The 23,377-nt window shown below is 64.2% G+C and carries 17 protein-coding genes; 8 read left to right on the top strand and 9 right to left on the bottom strand.

The features are described 5' to 3' along the window. Nucleotides 1-218: 218 nt before the first annotated feature. The 3 genes from ABE493_RS05210 to ABE493_RS05220 are packed head-to-tail and all read right to left on the bottom strand — an operon-like array spanning nucleotide 219 to nucleotide 7,895. Nucleotides 219-3,290 (bottom strand): efflux RND transporter permease subunit, encoded by a 3,072-nt coding sequence (locus tag ABE493_RS05210; RefSeq protein ID WP_346497910.1) that lies wholly within the window; start codon nucleotides 3,288-3,290, stop codon nucleotides 219-221. A 4-nt stretch (nucleotides 3,291-3,294) separates the two neighbouring features. Beyond that, the gene (locus tag ABE493_RS05215) at nucleotides 3,295-6,762 is read right to left on the bottom strand and encodes an efflux RND transporter permease subunit (RefSeq protein WP_346497911.1); all 3,468 of its coding nucleotides are present in this window, start codon (nucleotides 6,760-6,762) and stop codon (nucleotides 3,295-3,297) included. Then, nucleotides 6,759-7,895 carry an efflux RND transporter periplasmic adaptor subunit gene (locus ABE493_RS05220; RefSeq protein ID WP_346497912.1) on the bottom strand — a complete coding sequence of 379 codons (1,137 nt, stop codon included), beginning with the start codon at nucleotides 7,893-7,895 and terminating at the stop codon, nucleotides 6,759-6,761. Before ABE493_RS05220 ends, ABE493_RS05215 begins: the two co-directional genes overlap by 4 nt. 221 nt (nucleotides 7,896-8,116) lie before the next feature. Here ABE493_RS05220 and ABE493_RS05225 point away from each other — a divergent pair, with 221 nt between their 5' ends. Together ABE493_RS05225 and ABE493_RS05230 are read left to right on the top strand one after the other, a co-directional pair. Next, nucleotides 8,117-8,506 (top strand): c-type cytochrome, encoded by a 390-nt coding sequence (locus ABE493_RS05225; RefSeq protein ID WP_346497913.1) that lies wholly within the window; start codon nucleotides 8,117-8,119, stop codon nucleotides 8,504-8,506. 9 nt (nucleotides 8,507-8,515) lie between these two features. Next, nucleotides 8,516-8,977, top strand: a complete 462-nt coding sequence (locus ABE493_RS05230; RefSeq protein ID WP_346497914.1) for a c-type cytochrome — start codon at nucleotides 8,516-8,518, stop codon at nucleotides 8,975-8,977. Between the two features lie 228 nt (nucleotides 8,978-9,205). On the opposite strand, the gene ABE493_RS05235 is transcribed toward ABE493_RS05230, so the two are convergent. Together ABE493_RS05235 and ABE493_RS05240 are read right to left on the bottom strand one after the other, a co-directional pair. Then, the gene (locus ABE493_RS05235) at nucleotides 9,206-11,011 is read right to left on the bottom strand and encodes a hypothetical protein (RefSeq protein ID WP_346497915.1); all 1,806 of its coding nucleotides are present in this window, start codon (nucleotides 11,009-11,011) and stop codon (nucleotides 9,206-9,208) included. Nucleotides 11,012-11,024: 13 nt separating this feature from the next. Next, nucleotides 11,025-11,624, bottom strand: coding sequence for an NfuA family Fe-S biogenesis protein (locus ABE493_RS05240; protein WP_057628224.1), 600 nt, complete (start codon nucleotides 11,622-11,624; stop codon nucleotides 11,025-11,027). Between the two features lie 90 nt (nucleotides 11,625-11,714). Between ABE493_RS05240 and ABE493_RS05245 the strand changes: the two genes are divergently transcribed. Genes ABE493_RS05245 through zupT form a run of 3 tightly spaced genes read left to right on the top strand, consistent with a single transcriptional unit; the run spans nucleotide 11,715 to nucleotide 13,310 of the window. Continuing rightward, complete coding sequence (locus tag ABE493_RS05245) at nucleotides 11,715-12,062, top strand: 4a-hydroxytetrahydrobiopterin dehydratase (protein WP_057628282.1); 348 nt, start codon at nucleotides 11,715-11,717, stop codon at nucleotides 12,060-12,062. A gap of 1 nt (nucleotide 12,063) precedes the next feature. Next, nucleotides 12,064-12,480 (top strand): energy transducer TonB, encoded by a 417-nt coding sequence (locus ABE493_RS05250; protein ID WP_346497916.1) that lies wholly within the window; start codon nucleotides 12,064-12,066, stop codon nucleotides 12,478-12,480. A 20-nt stretch (nucleotides 12,481-12,500) separates the two neighbouring features. Then, entirely contained in the window at nucleotides 12,501-13,310 is an 810-nt protein-coding gene (zupT, locus tag ABE493_RS05255; RefSeq protein ID WP_346497917.1) for a zinc transporter ZupT, read from the top strand. 188 nt (nucleotides 13,311-13,498) lie between these two features. Here zupT and ABE493_RS05260 read toward each other — a convergent pair whose 3' ends face one another. Beyond that, complete coding sequence (locus ABE493_RS05260; protein WP_346497918.1) at nucleotides 13,499-14,470, bottom strand: RluA family pseudouridine synthase; 972 nt, start codon at nucleotides 14,468-14,470, stop codon at nucleotides 13,499-13,501. 411 nt (nucleotides 14,471-14,881) lie between these two features. Here ABE493_RS05260 and rne point away from each other — a divergent pair, with 411 nt between their 5' ends. Next, nucleotides 14,882-18,067: a ribonuclease E gene (gene rne / locus ABE493_RS05265; protein ID WP_346497919.1), complete on the top strand. Its 3,186-nt coding sequence runs from the start codon at nucleotides 14,882-14,884 to the stop codon at nucleotides 18,065-18,067. 487 nt (nucleotides 18,068-18,554) lie between these two features. Here rne and ABE493_RS05270 read toward each other — a convergent pair whose 3' ends face one another. The 3 genes from ABE493_RS05270 to ispG all read right to left on the bottom strand — a co-directional run bounded on the left by ABE493_RS05270 (nucleotide 18,555) and on the right by ispG (nucleotide 21,454). Next, nucleotides 18,555-19,202 (bottom strand): response regulator, encoded by a 648-nt coding sequence (locus ABE493_RS05270; protein ID WP_346497920.1) that lies wholly within the window; start codon nucleotides 19,200-19,202, stop codon nucleotides 18,555-18,557. Between the two features lie 316 nt (nucleotides 19,203-19,518). Continuing rightward, on the bottom strand, nucleotides 19,519-20,208 hold the full coding sequence (locus ABE493_RS05275; RefSeq protein ID WP_346497921.1) for a phosphatase PAP2 family protein: 690 nt from the start codon (nucleotides 20,206-20,208) through the stop codon (nucleotides 19,519-19,521). Then, a complete protein-coding gene (gene ispG, locus ABE493_RS05280; protein WP_346497922.1) occupies nucleotides 20,189-21,454 on the bottom strand; it encodes a flavodoxin-dependent (E)-4-hydroxy-3-methylbut-2-enyl-diphosphate synthase in 1,266 nt (421 codons plus the stop codon). Before ispG ends, ABE493_RS05275 begins: the two co-directional genes overlap by 20 nt. An 81-nt stretch (nucleotides 21,455-21,535) precedes the next feature. Here ispG and ABE493_RS05285 point away from each other — a divergent pair, with 81 nt between their 5' ends. Together ABE493_RS05285 and ABE493_RS05290 are read left to right on the top strand one after the other, a co-directional pair. After that, on the top strand, nucleotides 21,536-22,762 hold the full coding sequence (locus tag ABE493_RS05285) for an ATP-binding protein (RefSeq protein WP_346497923.1): 1,227 nt from the start codon (nucleotides 21,536-21,538) through the stop codon (nucleotides 22,760-22,762). After that, entirely contained in the window at nucleotides 22,759-23,325 is a 567-nt protein-coding gene (locus ABE493_RS05290) for a response regulator transcription factor (RefSeq protein ID WP_346497924.1), read from the top strand. Before ABE493_RS05285 ends, ABE493_RS05290 begins: the two co-directional genes overlap by 4 nt. The last annotated feature ends 52 nt before the right edge of the window (nucleotides 23,326-23,377 follow it).

Raw genomic sequence — 23,377 nt, forward strand, 5'->3', positions numbered from 1 at the left:
GGCCTTTGCTTCGGCCTTTGCTTCGGCCTTTGCTTCGGCCTTTGCTTCGGCCTTTGCTTCGGCCTTTGCTTCGGCCTTTGCTTCGGCCTTTGCTTCGGCCTTTGCTTCGGCCTTTGCTTCGGCTGTCCCCTCTCCCGCATGCGGGAGAGGGGTAGGGGTGAGGGGAGCTTTTGCTTCTGCGGTTAATGCCCGCTACAGCAGCTGCATCAGCCTAACAATCAGCCTTCCGCAGCAACCCCCTGCTCCACCGGCGGCAAGCCGCGTGCACGCCGCGTCAACCGCGCGGTACCGGTGCGCAGATCATCCAGCAGTGCGTAGATGGTCGGCAGGAACAGCAGGCTGACCACCGTCGAGAACGCCAGACCACCAGCAATTGCGCGTGCCATCGGGTAGTACGGCGGCATGCCATCGGCCGTGGTCGTGTTCAAGGCAATCGGCACCATCGCCAGGATCGCCGTACCCATCGTCATCATGATCGGGCGCAGACGCTCGCGGCTGCCTTCGATCAACGCCTCCGTGCGCGATACCCCGCGCCGCCGCAGGTTGTTGATGTGCTCGATCATCACGATGCCGTTGTTCACCACCACGCCCATCAGCACCAGGATGCCGATCACCGCCATGATGTTCATCTCGGTACCGGTCAGCCAGAACAGCCAGTACACGCCATAGATCGAGAACAACACGCAGGACATGATCGCCGCCGGGAACAACAACGACTCAAACACCGCGGCCATGATCACCACCATCAGGATCAATGCGATGAAGATCGCACTCACCATCTGATCCATGCCGTCGAAGTTGATGTTGAAACCGGCACCGTTGAACGTATAGCCATAGCCCGGCGGGAACTGCACGCGGTCCAGGGTCTCTTCGACGGATTTGCGTGCCTGGTCCATCGGCACGTCCTTGGCCAGGCCGGCCTCGATGCGCAGCATGGTCTGCCGGTTCAGGCGTTGGATGGAGTTGGCCGCCGGATTGACGTTGACATCGACCATCGCCAGCAGCGGGATCTCCTTGCCATTGGAGCTGCGCACCATGAACGAGGACAAATCCTCGATGCTGTAGTTCTCCGAGCCCGAGAAGCGCACGTTGACCGGAATCTCGACGTCATCTCGGTGGAAGTCACGCAGCGACGAACCACGCAGTGCCATGCCCACGAACTGCGCCACCTGCTGGGCACTGAAGCCATAGGACGCAGCACGCTCACGGTTGACCCGCACCGCAAGCTCGGCATTGGCATCGCCTACGTCCACGCGTACATCGCGCAGCTTGGGGTTGCGCGCCAGGATCGGCACGACGTCGTCTGCGAGCTCGCGCAGGGTCTGGCTTGAATCACCGACCAGGCTGAAACGCAGCCCTCCCCCTTCACTGCCCATGCCACCGGGCCAACCAATACCGATCTTGGCGCGCGCCGACTGCGGCAGCCCCTTGCGCACTTCCTCCTCAATCTTCTTGCTCTGCTCGCGGTCGTCTACGCTCAGGTACAGGCGCGTCTGTGCCCAACCCTGCTCGGCGAAGCGGCTGTAGACGCGTTTGATCTTGAACTGCTCGCGGTTGGCGTTGACGAAGGCCTCGACACGCTGCACTTCCTTGCCCATCTCTTCCTTGGAATAGGAACCCTTCCACTGGTAGAAGATGTTGATCTCATCCGGATCGTTGTCATCACCACCGCCGGTGGTATGGGTCATCGGCCACACGCTGAGCACCGACACCAACACGATGCCTGCCACGCTCCAGCCACGATTCTGCAAGGTCCAGCGCAATACCCGCGCATAGCGCGCCTGCAGGCGGCTGATGAAAGGCGACTTCAATGCCGGCGGGGTTTTCATCCGCGCCGACAGCATCGGAATCAAGCTCACTGCCACCAGCCACGAGGCCAGCAACGAGAACGAAATGGTCAGCGCCAGCTGGGTCAGGTAGATGGTGATGATGTTCTTCTCGCCGAACATCATCGGCAGGAACACCACGCAGTGGCACAAGGTACCGGCCGACAAAGCGATCGCCACATGGCGGGTACCGATGATGGATGCCATCTCCGGTTTGCCAGGGTATTTCTCGCGCTCCTGGTAGATGCTTTCCACCACCACCACGGCGTTGTCGACCAGCATGCCTACCGCCAGCAGCAAACCCATCATCGAGATGATGTTCAGGCTGATGCCGGTGAAGTACATGAAGCCCAAGGTCATGATGAAGCAGATCGGGATTGCCATCGACACCATCAGCGTTGATGGCCAATGGCGCAGGAAGGCGTACAGCACGATCACCGACAACAACAGACCAATCGCGCCGGCCTCGGCCAGGGCCAGCAGCGAACTGGTGACTGCCTTGCCGGAATCCCATGCAATTTCAATGTCGACACCGCGCAGGGCCGGATCCTCGCCCAGCAACGCGACTTCCTTGGTCACAGCGCGCGACAGGTCCACCAGGTTCGCCGAGCGCTCCTTGTAGATGTCCACGCCCACGCTGGGTTTGCCTTCCATGCGCCGCACATAGCTCATGCGCTGCGGCTGCAGGCTGACCTCGGCAATATCGGACAGGCGGGTGCCGCGGTTGTTGACCGGCAGGTCACGCAGCTCCTGCACCTCCAGCAGCTCGCCCTTGGGCTGCACACGCAGGCGCCGCCCATCCTCGGTGATCTGCCCGGCTGACACGGCGAAGTTGGCCGCCTGCAGCTTCTGCACAAGATCATTCAGCGCAACCCCGTGCGCGCTGATGCGATCCTTGTCCAGGGCAATCAGCACTTCCTGCTTGGCTACGCCCTCCACTTCCACCCGGGCCACACCCGGCAGCCGTTCCAGCCGCTGCTTGATGGCGCGCTCGATCATGTCAGCGCGCGCGGTGAGGTCCTCGGCACTGTTCAAGCGCAGGCTGATCGCTTCCTGGTCGCTGGTGCTCCAGCGCTGCACGTAATAGCGGCGGAAGTCGTCCGGCAATTCATCGCGCACCGCATCGATGCGCTCACGCGCTTCGGATGCGGCCATCGCGATGTCACGGTTCCAATCGCTGAATTCGACCTGGATCTGGCCGCCCTCGGCGTTGGCGCGCGAGTTCATCGTCTTGATGCCGGGCATCGTCGCGATGGCTTCTTCCACCGGTCGCAACAGGTTGCGTTCCACTTCTTCCGGAGTGGAGCCCGGGTATGGCAGGGCGATGAAGAAGAACGGGATCGAGGCTTCCGGTTCCGACTCCAGCGGTAGTTTGAACGCGGCAATCAGGCCGATCACCACCATCGACACGAACAGCATGATGGTGGTGACGGGGCGGCGGATGGAGAGTTCGGTGATATTCATCCGATCAGTCCTTGATGCCGCCGATGGGGTCCTGCTCATGGCTCAGCACCTGCTCGGCCTGGGCCATCGCCTGGCGCGCACGACGGCCACGCTCGGCGTAGTACTCATCCGGCTTGCGGTCCAGCAGGTCGTATACCACCGGGATCACCAGCAGGGTCAGCATGGTCGAGACCAGCAGGCCACCGATCACGGTGATCGCCATCGGCGAGCGCACCTCGGCACCTTCGCCGAAGGCCAGGGCCAGCGGCAGGAAGCCGAACACCGCGCACAAGGTGGTCATCATGATTGGACGCAGACGCGAACGCGCGCCCTCCACCAACGCCTCACGCTTGGGCACACCTTCCTCGCGCAGCTGGTTGACCTTGTCGATCAGGATGATGGCGTTCTTCACCACCAGGCCGACCAAGAGAATCAAACCGATGAACACCACCACCGATACCGGCGATCGTGCCAGCAGCAGGGCCGCCACTGCGCCAACCAACGCCAGCGGGATGGTGAACAGGATGACGAAGGGATGCAGCAGCGATTCGAACTGCGATGCCATCACCAGGTAGACCAGGAACACCGCCAGCGCAAAGGCGAACAGCAGCGAGCGGATAGATTCACCCAGCTCCTGGCCCTGGCCACCGATATGCATGCCCACGTCGGTGCCCAACGGGTTCTTGGCAACCATGTCCTGCACTTCGGTGATGGCCTTGCCCAGGTCGATGTCGCGCAGGTTGGCCGAAACAATCGCCACACGGCGCTGATCGGCGCGGTGGATTTCGCTCGGGCCGGTGGTGGCGATGACATCGGCCACCGAAGCCAGCTCGATCGCCTTGGCACCGGTCGGGTTGACGATCAGGCGGCGGATATCGTCCACCGAAGAACGCTCCGATTCCTGCACCCGCACCAGCACGTCAATCTTGCGATCACGGAAGCTGTAGCGGGTGGCCACATTACCCTTGACCTTGTTGACCACCGCATCGGCGATCTGCCGCGTGGTCAGGCCCAGCGCCGCAGCGCGGTCCTGGTCGAACACCACCTGGATTTCCGGGAAGCCCTGCTCCACCGTCGACTTGACGTCGGCATAGTGCGGACTTTCGCGCAGCATGCCGGCCAGGCGATTGCCGGCCACGCGGATGTCGTCGAGGTTGTTGCCCTCGATTTCAATTTCCAGCGGCGGCGACAGCGCGAACAGTTCCGGGCGGGCGAAGTCCACCTGCGCCGACGGCCAGGCCTTCATGGTCTCGCGCAGCTTCTCGGTCAGTTCCGGCTCGCGCTTGGTGTCGCTCATCACCACCGACAGCTTGCCGATGTTCTCACCGCTCTCGGTCGGGCTGGCATCCAGCCGCGTACCGGTACCGGACACGCCGTACAGCAGGCGCACGCCTTCTTCATCTGCGTGCTTGCGCTGCACTTCGCGCACCAGCGCATCGGTCTGCGCCAGCGGCGTACCCGGCGGCAACTTGGCGGTCATTTCAAAGCGGTCCTGGGCCAGCTGCGGCAGCAGGTCCACACCCAGCAACGGCAGCGCCGCCAAGGTCAGGCCAAAGGCCAGGGTCGCGAAACCCAGAATTGGCCACGGGCGCTTCAATGCTGCCGGCAGCGCGCGCAGATAGCCGGCTTCCGCGCGGCCATACGGTGCCATCGCCAGGTCGCTGGCCTTGCGCATCACCGGGCCAACCACCGCAGCTATGCCACGGAAGATCCGCACCACGCTCCAGGCCAGGAAATAGAAGCCGTAGCGGAACATCGCGCCAATGCCACGGCCTGCGTAGGCCGCCGGCTTCTTCCAACGGCTCTGCGGACGCCACGGCTCGCGCGGGTCTTCTGCCGGGAACTCCAACGGCGGGCGTCCTTTCAAGGCGCTCAGCATCGGGATCAAGGTCATCGACACCACCAACGACACGGCGATGGCGATCGACACCGTCAGTGCCTGGTCACGGAACAGCTGGCCGGCGATGCCTTCGACGAACACCAGCGGCAGGAACACCGCGATGGTCGTCAGCGTGGAGGCAACCACCGCCATGAACACTTCGCGGGTGCCCTTGATCGCCGCTTCCAGAATGCCCATGCCGCGCTCACGCGCTTTGGCGATGGACTCCAGCACCACGATCGAGTCATCCACCACCAGGCCGGTGGCCAAAGCCAGGCCGCCCAGCGACATCACGTTCAAGCTCAAGCCGAGCTGGCCCATGAAGAAGAACGTGGCGATGATCGAGATCGGCAGCGACAGCGAGATCACGAAGGTGCTCCAGCCATCGCGCAGGAACAGGAAGATGATCAGCACCGACAGCAGGCCGCCGATCACCGCATCGATCTTGACGTCCTTGATGGCGTGGCGGATGAAGACCGACTGGTCTTCCACCATCGTCATCTCGATGTCCTTGGGCATTTCCTTGCGGATCGTTTCGAGCTTGGCTTCCAGCGCATCGGCGGTGGAAACGGTATTGGCATCGCCTTCCTTGTAGACGGCGAGCTCGACCGCTTCATGGCCGCCAGCACGGATCACCGCCTCGCGTTCCTTGTAGCCCTGGCGGACCTCGGCCACGTCTTTCAGGCGCACGCTGGGCGCGCTGCTGCTGCCATCGCTGCGCATTGCCGCGATCACGTTCGGATCGCTGCTGCCAAGGATGGCCGACATCAGCTGACGGTTTTCACCGGCCGAGCTGGCAGTACTGGAGCCGCTGACCGTGGTCAGCAGCATCTCGCGCATCTGTTCAACGGTGGCGAACTGGTTGACGGTACGTACCAGGTAACGCTGCGAACCTTCTTCCAGACGACCGCCGGACAGATTCACGTTCTCCTGCTGCAGACGCTGGATCACCGTGTCCAGCGACAGACCGAGCGCGGCCAGCTTGCGCTGGTCGATATCGACCTGGATTTCATCTTCCAGGCCACCGCCGACCTTGACCGCAGCCACGCCGGTAACCGGCTCAAGCTTGCGCTTGAGGTCTTCGTCCGCATAACGGCGCAGCTCCATCAGGCGCCGTACCGCGTCGGCCTCGTTGCCGGCCTCCTGCTTGGACGACAGCGCCAGCCGCATGATCGGCTGGGTCGACGGATTGAAGCGCAGCAGCACCGGCGGCTTGGCCTCCAGCGGCAACTGCAGCGTCTCCATCTTGTCGCGCACGTCCAGCCCGGCCTGCTGCATGTCCGTGCCCCAGGCGAACTCCAGCACCACGTCGCTCTGGCCGGTACGGGAAATCGATTTCAGCTTGCGCAGGCCCTTGACGATGCCCAGCGCTTCTTCGGCCGGTTGCGAAATCAGGGTTTCCACCTCGGCCGGCGCCGCACCTTCGTAATCGGTACGCACGGTCAGGGTGGGATAACTCAGGTCCGGCAGCAGTTCGACCTTCAAGCTCGACAGCGAGATCAGGCCGAACAACACCAGGGTCAGCGTCATCATCGCGATGGTGACGCGGCGGCGGGTGGCGAATTCGATCAGGTCGAAGCCACCGCCGGAAGCCGACGGTCCGTGGTCACTCATTGTTTGGACGCCTGTGCAGCTGCCGGCGCCTTGGCTGCCACCGTCTTGTCCTTGTCCTTGCCAATCACCTGCACGGCACTGCCTTCGCGCAGTGCAGCCTTGCCGGCGATGACCACTTCATCGCCCTGCTGCAGGCCATTGCGCACTTCGATCCAACCGGCATCGTCGTAACCCAGTGCCAGCTCGGTGCGCATCGCCTTGCCATCGCGGACCACGTATACCGCCGGCTTGCCGCCGTCTTCCAACAGTGCGGTACGCGGCACCACCAGCGCATCGGCGCGCTGGTCGTAGTTGATGCTCAGGCGGCCGAACATGCCGGCCTGCAGTGCGTCTTCGCCGGTAAAGGTGGTCACCACGCGGAAGGTGCCGGTGCCGTTGTCCACCACCGGGGCAACACGGTCCACGGTGCCGGTGAAGGGTTTGCCCGGCAATGCATCGACCTGCAGCGACACCGCCTGGCCCGGCTTGAGCTTGGCGATTTCGCGCTCGGGCACATTGAGCGTGGCCTCGAGCTGGCCGCTGTCGACGATGCGGATGATCGGCGAGTTGATCTGCACGAAGTTGCCCGGCTTGATGTCACGCGAAGCGATCACACCGGAGATCGGGGCGACCACCGTGGTGTAGGACAACTCCAGCGTCGCCATCCGGTACATCGCCCGCGCGTTTTCCAGGTCGTAGCGCAGCTGATCCACATCGGCAGCGCTGACCAGCTGCTGCTGCACCAGCTTCTCGGCACGGTGGTAGCTATTTTCCAGCTTGCGCATCTGCGCCTCGCTCTGCGCGACGCTCAACCGCGCGCGGTCCGGGTCCAGGCGCACCAGCGGCTGCCCGGCGCGTACCATCTGGCCTTCCTCGACCAGCACGGCCAGCGCCACACCCGAGGTCTTGGCGACCACCTGCGACTCGGCACGGGGTTCCAATGCGGCAGTGCCTGCGTAACTGGCGGCGATACCTCGGCGCTCGGCCTTGGCCACTTCCACCGGCACCGCGTCGCTGGCCTTCTGCTCATCCGGGGTCTTTGCCTTGGCCTCCTCGCCTCCGGCCTTGCAGCCTCCCAGCAACAACGAGGTGGTGATCAGAAGTGCAGCAGCGCAGCTTCCGGTGCGGGCGTGCAGAGTGAAAAGTCGCGACATCGTCTTGTCCCTGGGGATGCGTAGGCAGGTGTTGTAGCAAAGTATTGCACCACCCCACGCCCACACCATGCCCCGAAAGTCATGGGTACCACCTGTTTGACCTCGGTTATCGCATTGCAGCATCCAGTTGCCTGTTCCGAACGGGTAAATACGCGGGCTATACTCGGCGCGTTCCGTATCCCACGGCGGAACCCCAGACCCGCTCACCGGATAAGGAAACCATGCGCCCGCAGCCGCTCGCCGCTTGTTTCGCTCTGGCTTTTGCCCTGACCTTCGGGGCCGCCCAAGCTGATCCGCAGTCTGCTACACCCGCCGTCGCCCCCGCCCCTGCCCCCGTTGCCGCACCGGCAACCCCCAGCAGCGGCAATGCCACTACCGGTCGGACCCTGGCATATACCTGCCAGGGCTGCCACGGCATCACCGGCTACAAGAACGCCTACCCCAGCTACCGCGTGCCGAAGATCGGCGGGCAGTCGGCCCAGTACCTGACCCAGGCGCTGACCGAGTACCGCGAAGGCAAGCGCAAGCATCCAACGATGCAGGCGCAATCGATGAGTTTCAGCCCGCAGGACATCGCTGATCTCTCCGCCTATCTGTCCACCCTCAAATAAGCGCCGACCATGACGAAAGCCACGCACGCACTGCGTTTGTCCATCGCCCTGGTCGCCGCCATGGGTCTGGCTGCCTGTACACAGTCGGAGGTGGAGTCCAGCGACAAGTCTGCGGCCGACCCGGGCCACGCCAGCGGTGAACACGGATCCAGCTCGTCCGCCGGCCTGCCGGCGGGTCGTGTTGCTGCCGGCGAGCAGTTGGCCGCTGCCAAGGGCAAAGCGACCGGGCAAAGCTGCATCGACTGCCACGGCGCCGACGGCAACAACCCGATCGACCCGACCTATCCCAAGCTCGGCGGCCAATACGGCGACTACCTTGCCCACGCGCTGCAGGCCTACCGCGCCAGCACCCGCGACCACATGCTGATGACCCCGCAGGCGCAGAGCCTCAGCGACCAGGACATCGCAGACCTGGCCGCCTACTTCGGTTCGCGTCCCAGCCAGTTGCGCGACCTGCACGGCGTCGACTGACCGCAACTGTTGCAGCAGCACACTTGAACCAACAAAGCCGCCCTTGGGCGGCTTTGTTTTGATTGATCAGCTACCACGCGATGCGTCAGCCCTATTTGTAGGAGCGGCGTTAGCCGCGAAGCTGATATTGCCGAAACTCAAGCATATGTGGCATCTGATCCGGCATGTGCTTCGCGGCTTACGCCGCTCCTACAAAAGGCAACGCAACAACCGCGCACTGCAGACCCATCAACGGCTGCCGTTGTCTTCCTGCAGCTCTTTCTTGAACGGGATATCCGGCGGCGGCCGCGCCTCTGCCGGCTGCTCCTGCATGTTCGGGTTGGTCAGGCCGCAGCCGCCGCCGAATTGCAGCATCGACACCACGCAGGAAATCTTGCTGCTTGAGCCGGGGATGGGAATCTCCACGCTCTTGATGCCCTTGCGCACCCATTCGGCCAGCAACGATTCGTTGGGCGCCCAGTATTTGTCGAACGAGGTCGGCGTGTAGTCATACGGCGGCCGCTTGAGCCAGGTGCCGGACTCGGCGATGCGCTCCTTGCTCCAGGTATCGGCATCACCGCCGGGCGCACCGCGCTTGGCGGCGTCCTGCGCCTGACCTTCGTTGCCGCCCAGCCGTACGCTGCCATCGGCGTTGAACAGGCCGGTTCCCTTGTCAGCCTGCCCACCCGCACTGCCGGCCACCTGCCGCTGTGATGCGCCCCAATCATCACCACGCGTCGGCGCTGCCCAGCCGCCACTGCGATCCTGCGGTTTGGGGCCGGCGCCGGCGCTGGTTCCAGGACGCGGATTGGGAGTAGCGGCTGCAGCCCGCCCTGTACTGGCCGATGGACTGGCTGCGGCAGTTGCAGATGCGCTGCCCTGCGCCTTGTTCGCAGGTGCCTGTGCACTGGCCGCCGCAGCCGCGTTTGCCGATGCCGCCGGCTTGTCCACCACGCCCGGCACCGCACGCTCACGCACCGCCATGGCCGGTGTCTTCACCTGCACCTCGGTGCTACGGCTGGGCAACGCCGCCATCGCTACCGACTCCTGTGCTGCGGTTTCGATCTGGCGTTCGCGAACAGCCAGCTGCGGCGTGCGCAGTTGCACCTGCGCCTCACGTACACGCGGCTGCGCAAGCGCGGCCGGCTGCTGCTCGGCAGTTTCGACCTGACGCTCGCGCACCTGCACCTGGGGTTGGCGCAGTTGCACGGCAACCTCGGCAGCGGGACGCGCCGCCTGTGTCGGCTGCGGACGATCAACCGCCGTTTCAATCGTACGCTCACGCACCTGGGTTTCTCTGCCACGCAGTGTCGGCGCCACCACCGCTACCGGCGGCACCACGAAATCGGTGGTCGGCCGGTTGGTCTCGGTCACCTGCAAGGGCTGCTCGACCGGCGGTGCGGGTTGTGGGCTCGGTGACTCCACCGGCGTTGGCGCGGCGGCAACATCGGCGGAGGCGGCAGGCGCTGCCTGCTGTTCAACAGGCTGTTCAGCCGGGGCGGCCTGCGCCGCTGCTGCGGACGACGCCGCTGCCGACTGCGCTGCGGCGGCAGCCTGCGCCGCGACTGCAGCGGCGGCCGCAGAGCCGGCAGCGGGTGATCCACCGCCTTCGTCCTGCGCGGTACCGTCGCCAAGGAACTCGACCTGCACGCGCTCGCCTTCTTCGGCGTTCTGCTCAGGCACATTGCTGCGCACCAGCGCGACCCACAGCAACAGCAGTGCGAACAGCACATGCAGGGCAGCGCTGAAGAAACCGGCGAACCAACGCAGGCCACGCTGATCGCGCGGCGGCGGCTCGCCACCGTTCCAGAACAGCGACACGATGATCCACCACAGCGGCCGCGCGGCTGCAGGCGCGCTACGTGGACGCGGCGGGCGCGCTGCAATTGCTTCGCCCACATCGCCATCGACAAATGCCGACAAGCCTTTGGACATGCGCGTGCGCAGCCAGTTGCTCCAGCTGTACGGCATGCCGGTGCGGCGGTCGTGCAGGATGCTGGTCTGCCGGCGTGAGGCCAGCAGATTGATCAGCTCGGTAACCGATGTCACCGGCATGCGTGGTGGCGGCTCAGCCCGCGCCGTCGCGCGGAATATAGGGCGCCTGACCGGTTTCGTGGTCGGTGGCGTCACGCACGGCGGTAATGCCCGGCACCCGGCCCATCAAGGTTTTTTCGATCCCCTGCTTCAAGGTCACATCGGCCATGCCACAGCCATGGCAGCCACCGCCGAAACGCAGCAATACCACGCCATCAGCCGACACTTCCTGCACCGCGACACGGCCACCGTGCGAAGCCAGCTGCGGATTGATTTCGTTTTCAATCACCCAACGCACACGCTCGACGATGGACGCTGCGTCACCGGGCGCTTCGCCCTTGATCTTGGGTGCCTTGATGGTCAGCTGCTGGGTACCGGCAGCCTGGGTGACATAGTCGATCTCGGCACCGTCCAGCCACGCCACACTGGTAGCGGCCACATACAAGGTGAAGCCATCGCAATCCACGGCCCATTCGTCGCCCAGCAGCTCGGAGGGGTCGGCAAATTCAAGGCGCGCATCGGCGCTCGGGGTTCCCGGGTCCATCGCGCTCAGGCGCACGCCCATACCGGGCACGGCCTCGCGTTCGATCAACTTGCGGAAATGACGTTGGGCGGTATCTGAGATCTGGATCATGCGGGTATTCTAGCCGTGTCTTGGTCGCCACCGATGGGACAGTGATTCCAACGGCGGCACGGTTCAGTCACCTGTTTGATGGAGGTTTGCATGGCCCCTGATCTGATTCCCCTGCAACAAGCGCGTTGCAGCCCACGCCGGGGCAGCGAATACCGCCTCAGCCAAGCGCGGCTGGCCGAGTTGCTGCCGCAGATTCCAGGCTGGGAGCTGGCCGAAAATGGGCAGGCGCTCACGCGTACATTCCGCTTTGACAACTACCACGGCACCATGGCGTTCGTGAACGCGCTGGCCTGGATCGCCCATCGCGAAGACCACCACCCTGACCTGGGCGTGCACTACGACCGTGCCGTCGTGCGCTTTTCCACCCATGATGTGGGCGGCCTGAGCGAAAACGACTTCATCTGTGCCGCCAAGGCATCCGCACTAACGGAGCAATGACATGAAACTGCCTCTGCTGTTGGCCGCACTGGGCACCACCGCCGTGTTGAGCGCCTGCAACGGCGCCGATCAGCCGGACGCGCCGGTCATCGCCCCCACCGAAGTGGCCGCCGTGCAGACCCCGCCGCCGGACTACCCGGCCGAACTGGCCTGCACCGGCGTCGGCGGCAAGAGCGTGCTGCGCGTGGTGGTTGGCCCGCAGGGCACGCCCACCGATGTCTCGCTGGTGACCAGCAGCGGCAACAGCCAGCTGGACGATTCCGCCGCACGTCGCGTGCGCGAATGGAAGTTCAACCCGGCTACCCGCAACGGCCAGCCGGTGCCCACCACCATCCAGGTGCCGGTCAGCTTCAACCCGCCCGACCCCAAACCAAATGAATGTTTTGCCATTGAAGAGCGCGCACGCCGAGGCGGCTGAGCCGGCATCGGCCCCCGCGCATGCACGCTTTTTCCAGTGACAACCTCTGGCTGGCGTTCACCCTGACCTTCGCTGCCGGCCTGGCCACGGCCGTCGGCAGCCTGCTGGTGTTGTTCTCCAAACGCCCGAACCCGCGCCTGCTGGCGTTCGGGCTGGCCTTTGCCGGCGGCGCGATGGTCTACGTCTCGCTGTCGGAGATCCTGAACAAGTCGATCAGCTCCTTCGCCCAGGCCTATGGCGACCGCCTCGGCTATACCTACGGCACCCTGTGGTTCCTGGGCGGCGTGCTGCTGGTGGTGGTGATCGACCATCTGGTGCCCAACCCGCACGACAGCCTGGACAAACAGGACCCGGCCTTCCACGACCACAGCCACACCCAGATCCGCCGGGTCGGCCTGCTCAGCGCCATTGCCATCACCGCGCATAATTTCCCGGAGGGCCTGGCGACCTTCTTTGCCACCCTGGAAAGCCCCTCGGTCGGTCTGCCGCTGGCGTTTGCCATCGCCATCCACAACATCCCCGAAGGCATCGCCATCGCGGTGCCGGTGTATCTGGCCACAGGGCGAAAATCCTATGCCTTCGGCGCCAGCCTGCTGTCCGGCTTGGCCGAGCCGGTCGGCGCCGCCATCGGCTACTTCCTGCTGGCGGACGCCCTGTCCCCGGCCACCTTCGGCGCGGTGTTCGGCCTGATCGCCGGCATCATGGTGTTCCTGGCCCTGGACGAACTATTGCCAGCGGCCAAGCGCTACGCCCAAGGCCATGAGACCGTTTACGGGCTGGTGATCGGCATGGCCAGCATTGCGGTGAGCCTGGTGCTGTTCAAGTGGTAGAGACTCTGGAATCAGATTTTTTTGTGGGAGCGGCGTCAGCCGCGAAGCAGCCACATCATCAGATGACTTAGGTCTTTGGATCTTCGGGCAAGGCCGGCTTCGCGGCTCACGCCGCTCCCACAAAGACACCGAGGTCCGGCAATGGGGAACCGTCAGGCTGACGATCCCCCAATCCCGGCTTCAAATCCTCAAAGCTTGTTCATCGCATCCACCAGATCCGGTGGCAGCGGTGCATTCAATACATAAGGTGTCTTGCCACCATCCAGCGCGAACTCCAGCGAGGCCGCGTGCAGGAACAGGCGTTTCAGCCCGATCTGCTCACGAAAGCGCTTGTTGACTGCAGGATCGCCGTACTTGTCGTCACCGGCCACCGGATGACCGATATGCTGGGCATGCACGCGGATCTGATGGGTGCGGCCGGTTTCGATCCGGACTTCGCAGTAGGACTGGCCGCCGCGGCGCTCCAGCACTTTGAAATGACTCAGCGACGGCTTGCCTATCGCATTCACCTGCACATGGCGCTCGCCGCCCTGACGCAGGCCAACATGCAGCGGTGCGTCCACACTCATCACGCCGTCGGGCATGCGCCCGGCCAGCAGGGTCAGGTAACGCTTCTGGATGCCGCCGTGATCTTCACGCAGCAAGGCCTGCAGCTCGACCAGCGCCGAACGCTTCTTGGCGAGGATCAGCAGACCGGAGGTGTCCCGGTCCAGCCGATGTACCAGCTCCAGGTTCATGTTCGGCCGCAGCGCGCGCATGGTTTCAATCGCACCGTGGCTGATACCGCTGCCGCCATGGCTGGCGACGCCGGTCGGCTTGTTGATCACCAACAGCTTGGCGTCCTCGAAGACGATGGCCTCTTCCATACGCTGCAGGAAACTGCTAGGCGGCGGCGCCTTGTCTCCGATCTCATTGAGATTGACTGGCGGAATACGGATCTCTTCACCACCGTCCAGCTTGCGGTCGGCCTTGGCACGGCCGCCATTCACACGGACCTGGCCACTGCGGACCAACTTGTACACCAGGCTGCGTGGCGCGCCCTTGAGCTGGCCCAACAAAAAGTTGTCCAGCCGTTGTCCTGCCCGGTCTTCGGGCACTTTGATCATGCGTACGCTGCTCTTGGCGGCAGGCGCTGCTTGGGGCTTGTCGGAATCAGTCATCGGCCTATTTATTCTGCTACACTCGGGGGGCGATATAAGGGATTGATTTCGTTGGAAGTTGGTCAGGGCCAGAAGCCCCGCTCCCTACGAATCCGGCACAGTGCGCGGCCACCGCCCCCGGGGCGGCCATGTTAGCGGCTCGTCGGCGTCCCCGGCCATCGCCGGATGCTCAAAAAGCATCTGAGCTGGACGAAACCCATGTCCCGCGCGACGCCATCGGCCCCGGCCGCGGGCGGCCGCCGGCCCTGAAACACCTAAAACAAGAAAGAAGCGCTCCCGCGGCCTGCCGTGGTGTCGTAGCGCTGGAAACCCAAGCCGCCCTGCCCGCGCCTGCGCGAATGGGCGGCGAACCGTGTCCAGAGGCGAAACCCCATGGCGTTCCGCGCGGTAGCAGCGCGCGAGGAACGCACAATGAAGCGAATGCTGATCAATGCCACGCAGGCTGAAGAACTGCGCGTGGCCATCGTCGACGGGCAAAACCTGTACGACATCGACATCGAACAGCCGTCGAAGGAACAGAAGAAGTCCAACATCTACAAGGGCCGCATCACCCGCCTGGAGCCGTCGCTCGAGGCCGCCTTTGTCGAGTACGGCGGTGAACGCCATGGCTTTTTGCCGCTGAAGGAAATCTCCCGCGATTACTTCCAGGCGGGCGTGGACCACAACAAGGCCACCATCAAGGAACTCCTGCGCGAAGGCCAGGAAATCGTCGTGCAGGTCGATAAGGAAGAACGTGGCAACAAGGGCGCCGCCCTGACCACCTTCATCTCCCTGGCCGGCCGCTACATGGTGCTGATGCCCAATTCCCCCTCTGCTGGCGGCGTCTCGCGTCGCATCGAGGGCGAAGACCGGGCCGCACTGAAAGAAGCCCTGGACAAGCTCAACATCCCCGACGACATGGGCGTGATCATCCGCACCGCCGGCGTTGGCCGCGATGCCGAAGAGCTGCAATGGGATCTGGACTACCTGCTGCAGGTCTGGCGTTCGATCGCCGAAGCCGCACTGACCAAGCCGGCCCCGTTCCTGATCTACCAGGAATCGCGCCTGATCGTGCGTGCCCTGCGTGACTACCTGCGTGCCGACGTTGGCGAGATCCTGGTCGACACCGAAGAGCTGTACGAGACCGCACGCGACTTCATGCAGCAGGTGATGCCGCAGACCCTGCGCAAGCTCAAGCATTACAAAGACGACATCCCGCTGTTCAACCGCTTCCAGATCGAATCGCAGATCGAGGCGATCTACGAGCGCAACGTGCGCCTGCCGTCCGGCGGCTCGATCGTGGTTGACCAGACCGAAGCGCTGACCGCGGTCGACGTCAACTCGGCCCGTTCCACCAAGGGCAGCGACATCGAAGACACCGCGTTCCAGACCAACCTGGAGGCCGCCGAAGAAGTGGCCCGCCAGCTGCGCCTGCGCGATCTGGGCGGCCTGGTGGTCATCGATTTCATCGACATGTCCTCCAGCAAGCATCAGCGCGAAGTCGAAAACCGCCTGCAGAACGCGCTGAAGTACGACCGTGCGCGCGTCCAGCTGGGCCGCATCTCGCGCTTTGGCCTGATGGAAATGAGCCGCCAGCGCCTGCGTCCGAGCCTGGGTGAATCCAGCCAGATCGTCTGCCCGCGTTGTGACGGCCAAGGCCGCATGCGCAGCATCGAGTCGCTGTCGCTGTCCATCATCCGCGTTGCCGAAGAGCATGCGATGAAGGAGAACACCGGACAGGTGCTGGTACAGGCCCCGGTCGAGATCGCCAACTACCTGCTCAATGAAAAGCGCAGCGCGCTGCGTGAAATCGAGCAGCGCCACGACGCCCCCATCGTCATCGTTGCCGATGAGCAGCTGCACACCCCGCATTACGAAGTCACGCGCCTGCGCGACAACGAACTGGGTGAAGAGTCGAGCAAGCCCAGCTACCAGCGCGGCACCCCGCGCAAGCTGCCGGTGCATGCCCTGACCAAGGCACAGCTGAACATTCCGCCGGCACCGGCCGTAACCCACGTCAAGCACAGCCAGCCGGCACCGGTACGTGAGATCGCCGAAACCGAGCCGGCAGCGGCCCCGGTTGCTGCCCCCGTCGCCCCCGCCGCAGGCGGCGTGATGGGTTGGCTCAAGCGCGTGTTCGGTGGCGAATCGGCAACTGCCGCAACGCCTGCCCAGCCGCAGCGCCAGGACAACGGCCGCAACGACCGCAACCAGCGCCGTGACGGTCGCAACGGCCAGCAGGCACGTGGCGGCAAGGGCAATGGCAACAATGCCAACGGCAACCGTCGCGACGAGCAGCGCCGCGACGATCGCCGTCAGGGCGGCGACAAGCCGCAGCAGCAGACGCAGCAGAACCCGGTTCAGCAGCAGCCCAAGCAGCGCAATGAACCGCGTGGCGAGCAGGCCCCGCAGCAGCCAAAGCCGCCGCGCAACAACGAGCAACAGCAACAGCAGCAGCAACCCAAGCAGCCGCGGCCGCCGAAGCAGCCAAAGCAGCAGCAGGACACTGACAAGCAGGCACAGCAGCCAAACGTGCAGGCTGAGAAGCCCGCACGCCAGCAGCAGCCCTCACAGGACGCTGCCCGCGTCGCCGCGCCGGTAGCTGCTGCAGCTGCCCTTGTTGCCAACGAAGCCGCTGTCAGCACGGAAGCAGTGGTCAAGGAAAACACCCTGGCCGCCGAAATCGCCAAGCCGGTGATTGCCGCTGAAGAACAGCCGGCAATGGCTGTCGCCGACGAGAACGAAGCCACTGTCGCTGGCGAAGAAGGTGCTGGCGAAGCCGGTGGCCGTCGTCGTCGCGGTCGTCGCGGCGGTCGTCGCCGTCGTCGTGGCAATGGTGAAGGCACCGCAGGTGGCGAAAACCTGGGTGACGAGGACGGTATCGACGGCATCGATGATGCCGATGGTGAGGTTGCCGAAGCGCCGAGCAAGGCCACCAGCAGCCAGCCGGAGTTCGAGTTCGACGACGAACCCGCAACCGTGGCCGCTCCGGCAGCCGCCTCCGCTCCGGCTGCGCAGGCAAAGCCTGCAGCCCCCGTCGCAGAGACCAAGCCGGTTGCAGCTGCACCGGTACAGGTCGCCGCTGCGGTTGTCGCAAGCACCCCGGCAGTTGTCGCCGAAGCGCCTGCGCAGGTGCCCGCTCCGATCGCCGAGCCAGCTGTGGTCAAGGCTGAGCAGGCAGCAGCGCCGGTCGCCGAAGCCGTTGTCAGCTCACCGGCAGCCCCGGCTGTTGTCGCCGCTGAAGTGGTTGCTGTCGAACAGGTAGCTGCCGCCACTGCACCAGCAGTGGTTGCCGCGCCGGTGATTGCCGCACCGATCGTCGCTGCACCGGTCGAGTTGATTGCGCCTGTCACAGCAGTGACCGAAGCGATCAGCACGCCGGCTCCGATCGCCACGCCGCGCACCGAAGCCGCCGCTCCGGCAGCACCGCAGAATGGGCAGCTGTTCGCCCAGACCGCTGTGACTGAAGAGAGCACTGAGAAGGCTGCTGCCGAAGCTGTTGTACCGGCACCCGTCGCTGCACCGGCCGCACCCGCTGAGAGCGAGGCGAGCGTAGTAGCGGTAGAAGCAGAGGCAGAGGCAGAGAAGAAGCAGGACGATCAGCCGCACAACGTCTGATCAGTACTTCCCTGTGTGACTACAGAAAGCGGCCTTCGGGCCGCTTTCTGCTTTTCTGTGGGAGCAGGGAAAGCTGCGACGCTGATGGTGCTTGAATCTTGCTGTCGCTGGCGTCTGCTATGTATCTGCTTTGGGTTGATGGCGTGCCTACAGCTGACAATCTAACTGCTTCGCGGCTTACGCCGCTCCTACAGCTGACAATTCGTCTGCCTTGGGGTTGATGGCTCGCCTGCATCTGACAATTCGTCTGCCTTGGGTTTATGCTTCGCCTGCATCTGACAGTTCGCCTGCTTCGCGGCTTACGCCGCTCCTACACCTGGTATCCGTCTGCTTTGCGGATTGTGGTGCTCCTGCGTTGGCGCTGAGCCAATAAAAAGAGCGCAACGTTGCCGTTGCGCTCTTTTGATGCGCTGCTCAACCGCAGCAGCTGCTTGACCCGATATCCTCATCCTGCGCAGCGCCGCAGTTGCAGCCCGCTGCGGACGATTCAGATCGCGCGGGTCGGGTCGCCCACACCATACTGACTGGCCAGCCGGGCCAGCGCGATGTTGTCCTGCACGCCCAGTTTCTGGAACAGCCTTGCCTTGTGCGTATTGACCGTCTTGGCACTGAGGCTCAAGCGGCGTGCGATCTCTTCCTGACGATGCCCCTGGATCAGCAGCAGCGCTACTTCCAGCTCACGCGGCGAAAGCAGGTCAAACGGCGAGGCCCCGCCCTCAAGATTGGACAGCGCAAGATTCTGCGCAATGCTGGTGGCCAGATAACGCTTGCCGATGGCCACATCGTGGATGGCACGGATCAGCTCTTTCGAATCGCCGCCCTTGCCCACATAGCCGGAGGCGCCAGCCTCGAGCAGGCGCTTGGGCATGGGCCCGTCTTCCAGCACGGAAACAATGATGACCCGGGTACCGTGATCACCCTTGACGATGCGCTCGGTGATTTCCAGCCCGCTCAGGCCGGGAAGGTGCAGATCGCAGAGGACGACGTCCGGTTTCAGCCGCCGGATCTGCGGCAGCGCGATGTCGCCGCTATCCGCTTCGCCGATGACTTCAATCCCGGTTTGCCCCGAAAGAATCATCCGAATGCCCGTGCGTACTAGCGCGTGGTCATCGATAAGAAAAACACTGATGGTCATGAAGGATTCCTCGCGGCGAGGTGACAGTTGAAGCCTTGGGCGCGGCAAAATCCGAGCATGCGAGGCGACGGCCCTCCCCGTCCCCTCATGGCAAGGCCATGCGTATTATCAAGCAGAAGTGGCCCAACTGGGCTCTATCGGACACCCACTCGCAGGAAATGTGTCTGTAGTTTTAAGCATCAGGATGATGCGGTTTATGCGCCTGCGGCTGGCGAGTTCACTATGCCGTCCCAACCCATACTGTATCCATCAGGTCAATTCGTCCAATGACTTAGGACTTCTCTTACCTTTTGGACAATCCCCCTTGCAACGCGCTTTATGGCGCAGGCAGCGACCAGCGGCGGCGGAACATCAGCATGTAAACGCCTGTTACCCAGATCGTTGCAGCACACCAGCCGCCCAGGATATCCGAGGGGTAATGCACCCCCAGGTAAACCCGCGACAGCCCTACCGAAACGACAAAAGCGCTGACCAAGGCCACCACCGGCCAACGCCAACGTGTGCGCCAGGTCAAAAAAACCAGGGTCAGCGCCAGCGTCATCGAGCCCATGGCATGGCCGCTGGGAAAGCTGAAGGTGCTTTCCGGCGCAATCGACTCCCACAGGCTGGGGCGTTCGCGCTGGAAAATCTGCTTGCTGCCCAGGTTCAACAAGGCCGAGCCAATGAATGCCGTCGCCGCGAATGCGGCCTTGCGCCAACGCCGGCGCAGCAGCACTACCGCCACGATCAGGACATCCAGCGGGATGACGCCCCACTGGTAACCGAGCTTGGACATCAGCACGAAGAATGCGTTCAGGCCAGGCGACGTCATTGCATGCATGCGCAACAGCAATGCCGCATCGAAGTGGAACGCCTCGGCCTCGTGGATTTCGTCAGCCAAGGCCACGAAACCCGCCAGTGGCAGCAGCACGCCGATGAACAGCACCACCAGCCGCCACGCATTGTGGGCGAGCCAACGGCGCAGACCGGCTGCTTCGCTCCGGGAATCAACCGGAGCTTCGTGCATACCGGGTCTCGACGTAGTCATCGATGAGCGCGACAAACTCGTGCGCGATGTTTTCGCCACGCAGGGTCACCTTCTTTTCACCATCAACAAAGACCGGCGCGGCCGGCGTCTCGCCGGTACCCGGCAATGAAATGCCGATATTGGCGTGGCGCGATTCACCCGGGCCGTTGACGATGCAGCCCATCACCGCCAGGGTCATGTTTTCCGCACCGGGGTGGCTGATACGCCACACCGGCATCTTTTCGCGCACATGGTTCTGCACCACCTTGGCCAGCTCCTGGAAGAACTCGGAGGTGGTGCGGCCACAGCCCGGGCATGCCGTGACCATCGGTGTAAAAGCGCGCTGGCCGGTGGTCTGCAGCAGCTCCTGGGCGACGATGACTTCCTGCGTACGCGACTGGCCCGGCTCGGGCGTCAGCGAAATGCGGATGGTGTCGCCGATGCCTTCCTGCAACAGCACTGCCAAGGCCGCCGACGAGGCGACGATTCCCTTGCTGCCGATACCGGCTTCGGTCAGGCCCAGGTGCAGGGCGAAGTCCGAGCGCTGCGCCAGGTCGCGGTATACGGCGATCAGTTCCTGCACGCCGCTGACCTTGGCCGACAGCACGATTCGATCACGCGGCAGGCCCAGCTCAACGGCCGTCTGCGCCGAATCCAGCGCCGAGCGGATCAGGGCTTCGCGCAATACCCGGCCCGCATCCCACGGCTGTGCGCGCTGGCTGTTCTCATCCATCAATCTGGCCGCCAGCGCCTGATCCAACGAGCCCCAGTTGGCGCCAATACGCACCGGCTTGTCGTACTTGATGGCGAACTCGATCAACTGCGCGAACTGGGTGTCTTTCTTCTTGCCGAAGCCGACATTGCCCGGATTGATGCGGTACTTGGCCAGCGCCTCGGCGCAGGCCGGTTCGCCGGTCAGCAACTGATGGCCGTTGTAATGGAAGTCGCCGATCAGCGGCACCTCGATGCCCATCATCGCCAGCTTCTCGACGATGCGCGGGATGGCTGCGGCCGATTCGGGGTTGTTGACGGTAAGCCGCACCATCTCCGAACCTGCGCGCCACAGTTCGGCCACCTGCTTGACGCTGGCAGCCACATCGGCGGTATCGGTATTGGTCATCGACTGCACGACCACGGGATTTCCTCCGCCCACCTTGACGCCGCCGATGGCGACGGACTGGGTGATGCGGCGGGGCCACGCGGTAGCGTCGGTGGGCGGTGTTGGGCGGGTCACGGCGTCATGCATGCCCCATTTTAGCGCGCCAACCGCCCCAAGGCATGAACCTTGGATTGCGTTGTAGCCACCTCGACAGCATACGATTGCGCCATGGAAACCCGAGACACCTCTTTTCTGCGCACGCTATGCAGCCTGCGCTGGCTGGCCACCGCCGGCCAGGCCGCCACCATCCTGGTCGCCACCTGGTTGCTGGGCCTGGACCTGCCGCAGGAACCCTTGTGGGCCGGCGTAGCGGTCTTGGCCCTGTTCAACCTCTACGTGCAGCTGCGCGTCCACGACAGCGACCCGGCGCCGGTTACCGCCTTCGGCCACATCCTGGTCGATGTCACCGTGCTGACCTGGATGGTGGGCTGGAGCGGCGGCATCGCCAATCCGTTCGGCTCGCTGTTCCTGATCCTGATCGCGTTGGCCGCGCTGGCCTTGCCGTTGCGCTGGACCCATGCGGTCGCGGCGGCCTGCGTGGGCGGCTACGCGTTGAGCGCGGTATTCGGGCTGCCGCTCAAGGGTGGCTATTTCGACACGATGAGCCTGCACCTGTGGGGCGCGGCGGCCAACTTCCTGTTGTCCAGCGTGGTGGTGCTGGTGTTTTCGACGCGCCTCGCTGCGGCCTTGCGAGAGCGCGAGAACCAGCTGGCGATGCTGCGCGAGCGCTTCGTCCGCAACGAAGGCATTGTCGCCCTGGCCACGCATGCGGCCTCCGTCGCCCACGAGCTCAATACCCCGCTGGCGACCATGACCCTGCTCACTGACGACATCGTCGAGCAAGGGGCCGCCACCCCGGAAATGCGTGACGATCTGGAAACGCTGCGCGAGCTGCTGGTCCAGTGCCGCGAAAAGGTGCTCGCACTGGCAGCACCGGCCGAAGGCGCCGGCAGCCGTGCACCGGTGTCCATCGCCAGCGTGCTCGAACAATGGCGGCTGGTGCGCCCGACCATCCAATTGCGGCGCAACCCGGATGCCCCGCTGCAACTCAAGCTGGACCCCGGTATTGGTCATCTGCTGCAGGTGCTGCTGAACAACGCCGCCGATGCCGGTGAGCACGCCGGCCGCGCGCAGATCGACCTGGACCTGCGCATCCACGAAGGCCAGCTGTACGGCGAAGTGCGTGATTACGGGCCGGGTTTCAACGCCAATGATGCGGCGCTGCCAGGCACCTTGTTCAACAGCGGCAAAAGCAACGGCATGGGTGTCGGCCTGGCCCTGTCGCATGCCACCATTGAGCGTCTGCATGGCGAATTATGGATGCGTCCGGCCGAAGGCCAGGGAGCACGTGTCGGCTTTCGCCTGCCGTTGAACAACATCGAGGTAAGTCCATGAATGCTCCCGCCACCCACGGCCTGCTGGTCGACGACGATCCGCTCTACCTGCGCACCCTGCAGCGCACGCTGGCCCGCCGTGGCATCGAAGCGATCACCGCCACCGATACCATCAGCGCCTTGCAGCAGGCCACGCAGAAGCCGCCGGCATTCGCACTCATCGACCTGAAGCTTGGCAGCGAATCCGGCCTGAGCCTGATCCAGCCGCTGCGCGAACTGCGCCAGGACATGCGCATCCTGCTGGTCACCGGCTATGCCTCCATTGCGACGGCGGTGGAAGCGATCAAGCTGGGTGCCGATGACTACCTGCCGAAGCCGGCGACCGTGCAGATGATCCTGCGCGCCCTGGGCGAAGACGACGACGCGGGCGAAGAGTCCGACGATGTTGAACCCCCGGATGCAATGACTCCGATCAGCCGCCTGCAATGGGAGCACATCCAGCAGGCATTGCATGAGACCGGCGGCAATGTATCGGCAGCGGCACGCCTGCTCGGCATGCACCGGCGCTCACTGCAGCGCAAGCTGATCAAACGCCCCAGCCCCGAACGCGACCCGAACAGGTAACCCCGCTTTCTGTAGTGCCGAGCCATGCTCGGCAAGGGGCCTTCACCGGCAA

This window comes from Stenotrophomonas terrae (assembly GCF_039674165.1).
Classification (GTDB): Bacteria; Pseudomonadota; Gammaproteobacteria; order Xanthomonadales; family Xanthomonadaceae; genus Stenotrophomonas; species Stenotrophomonas terrae_A.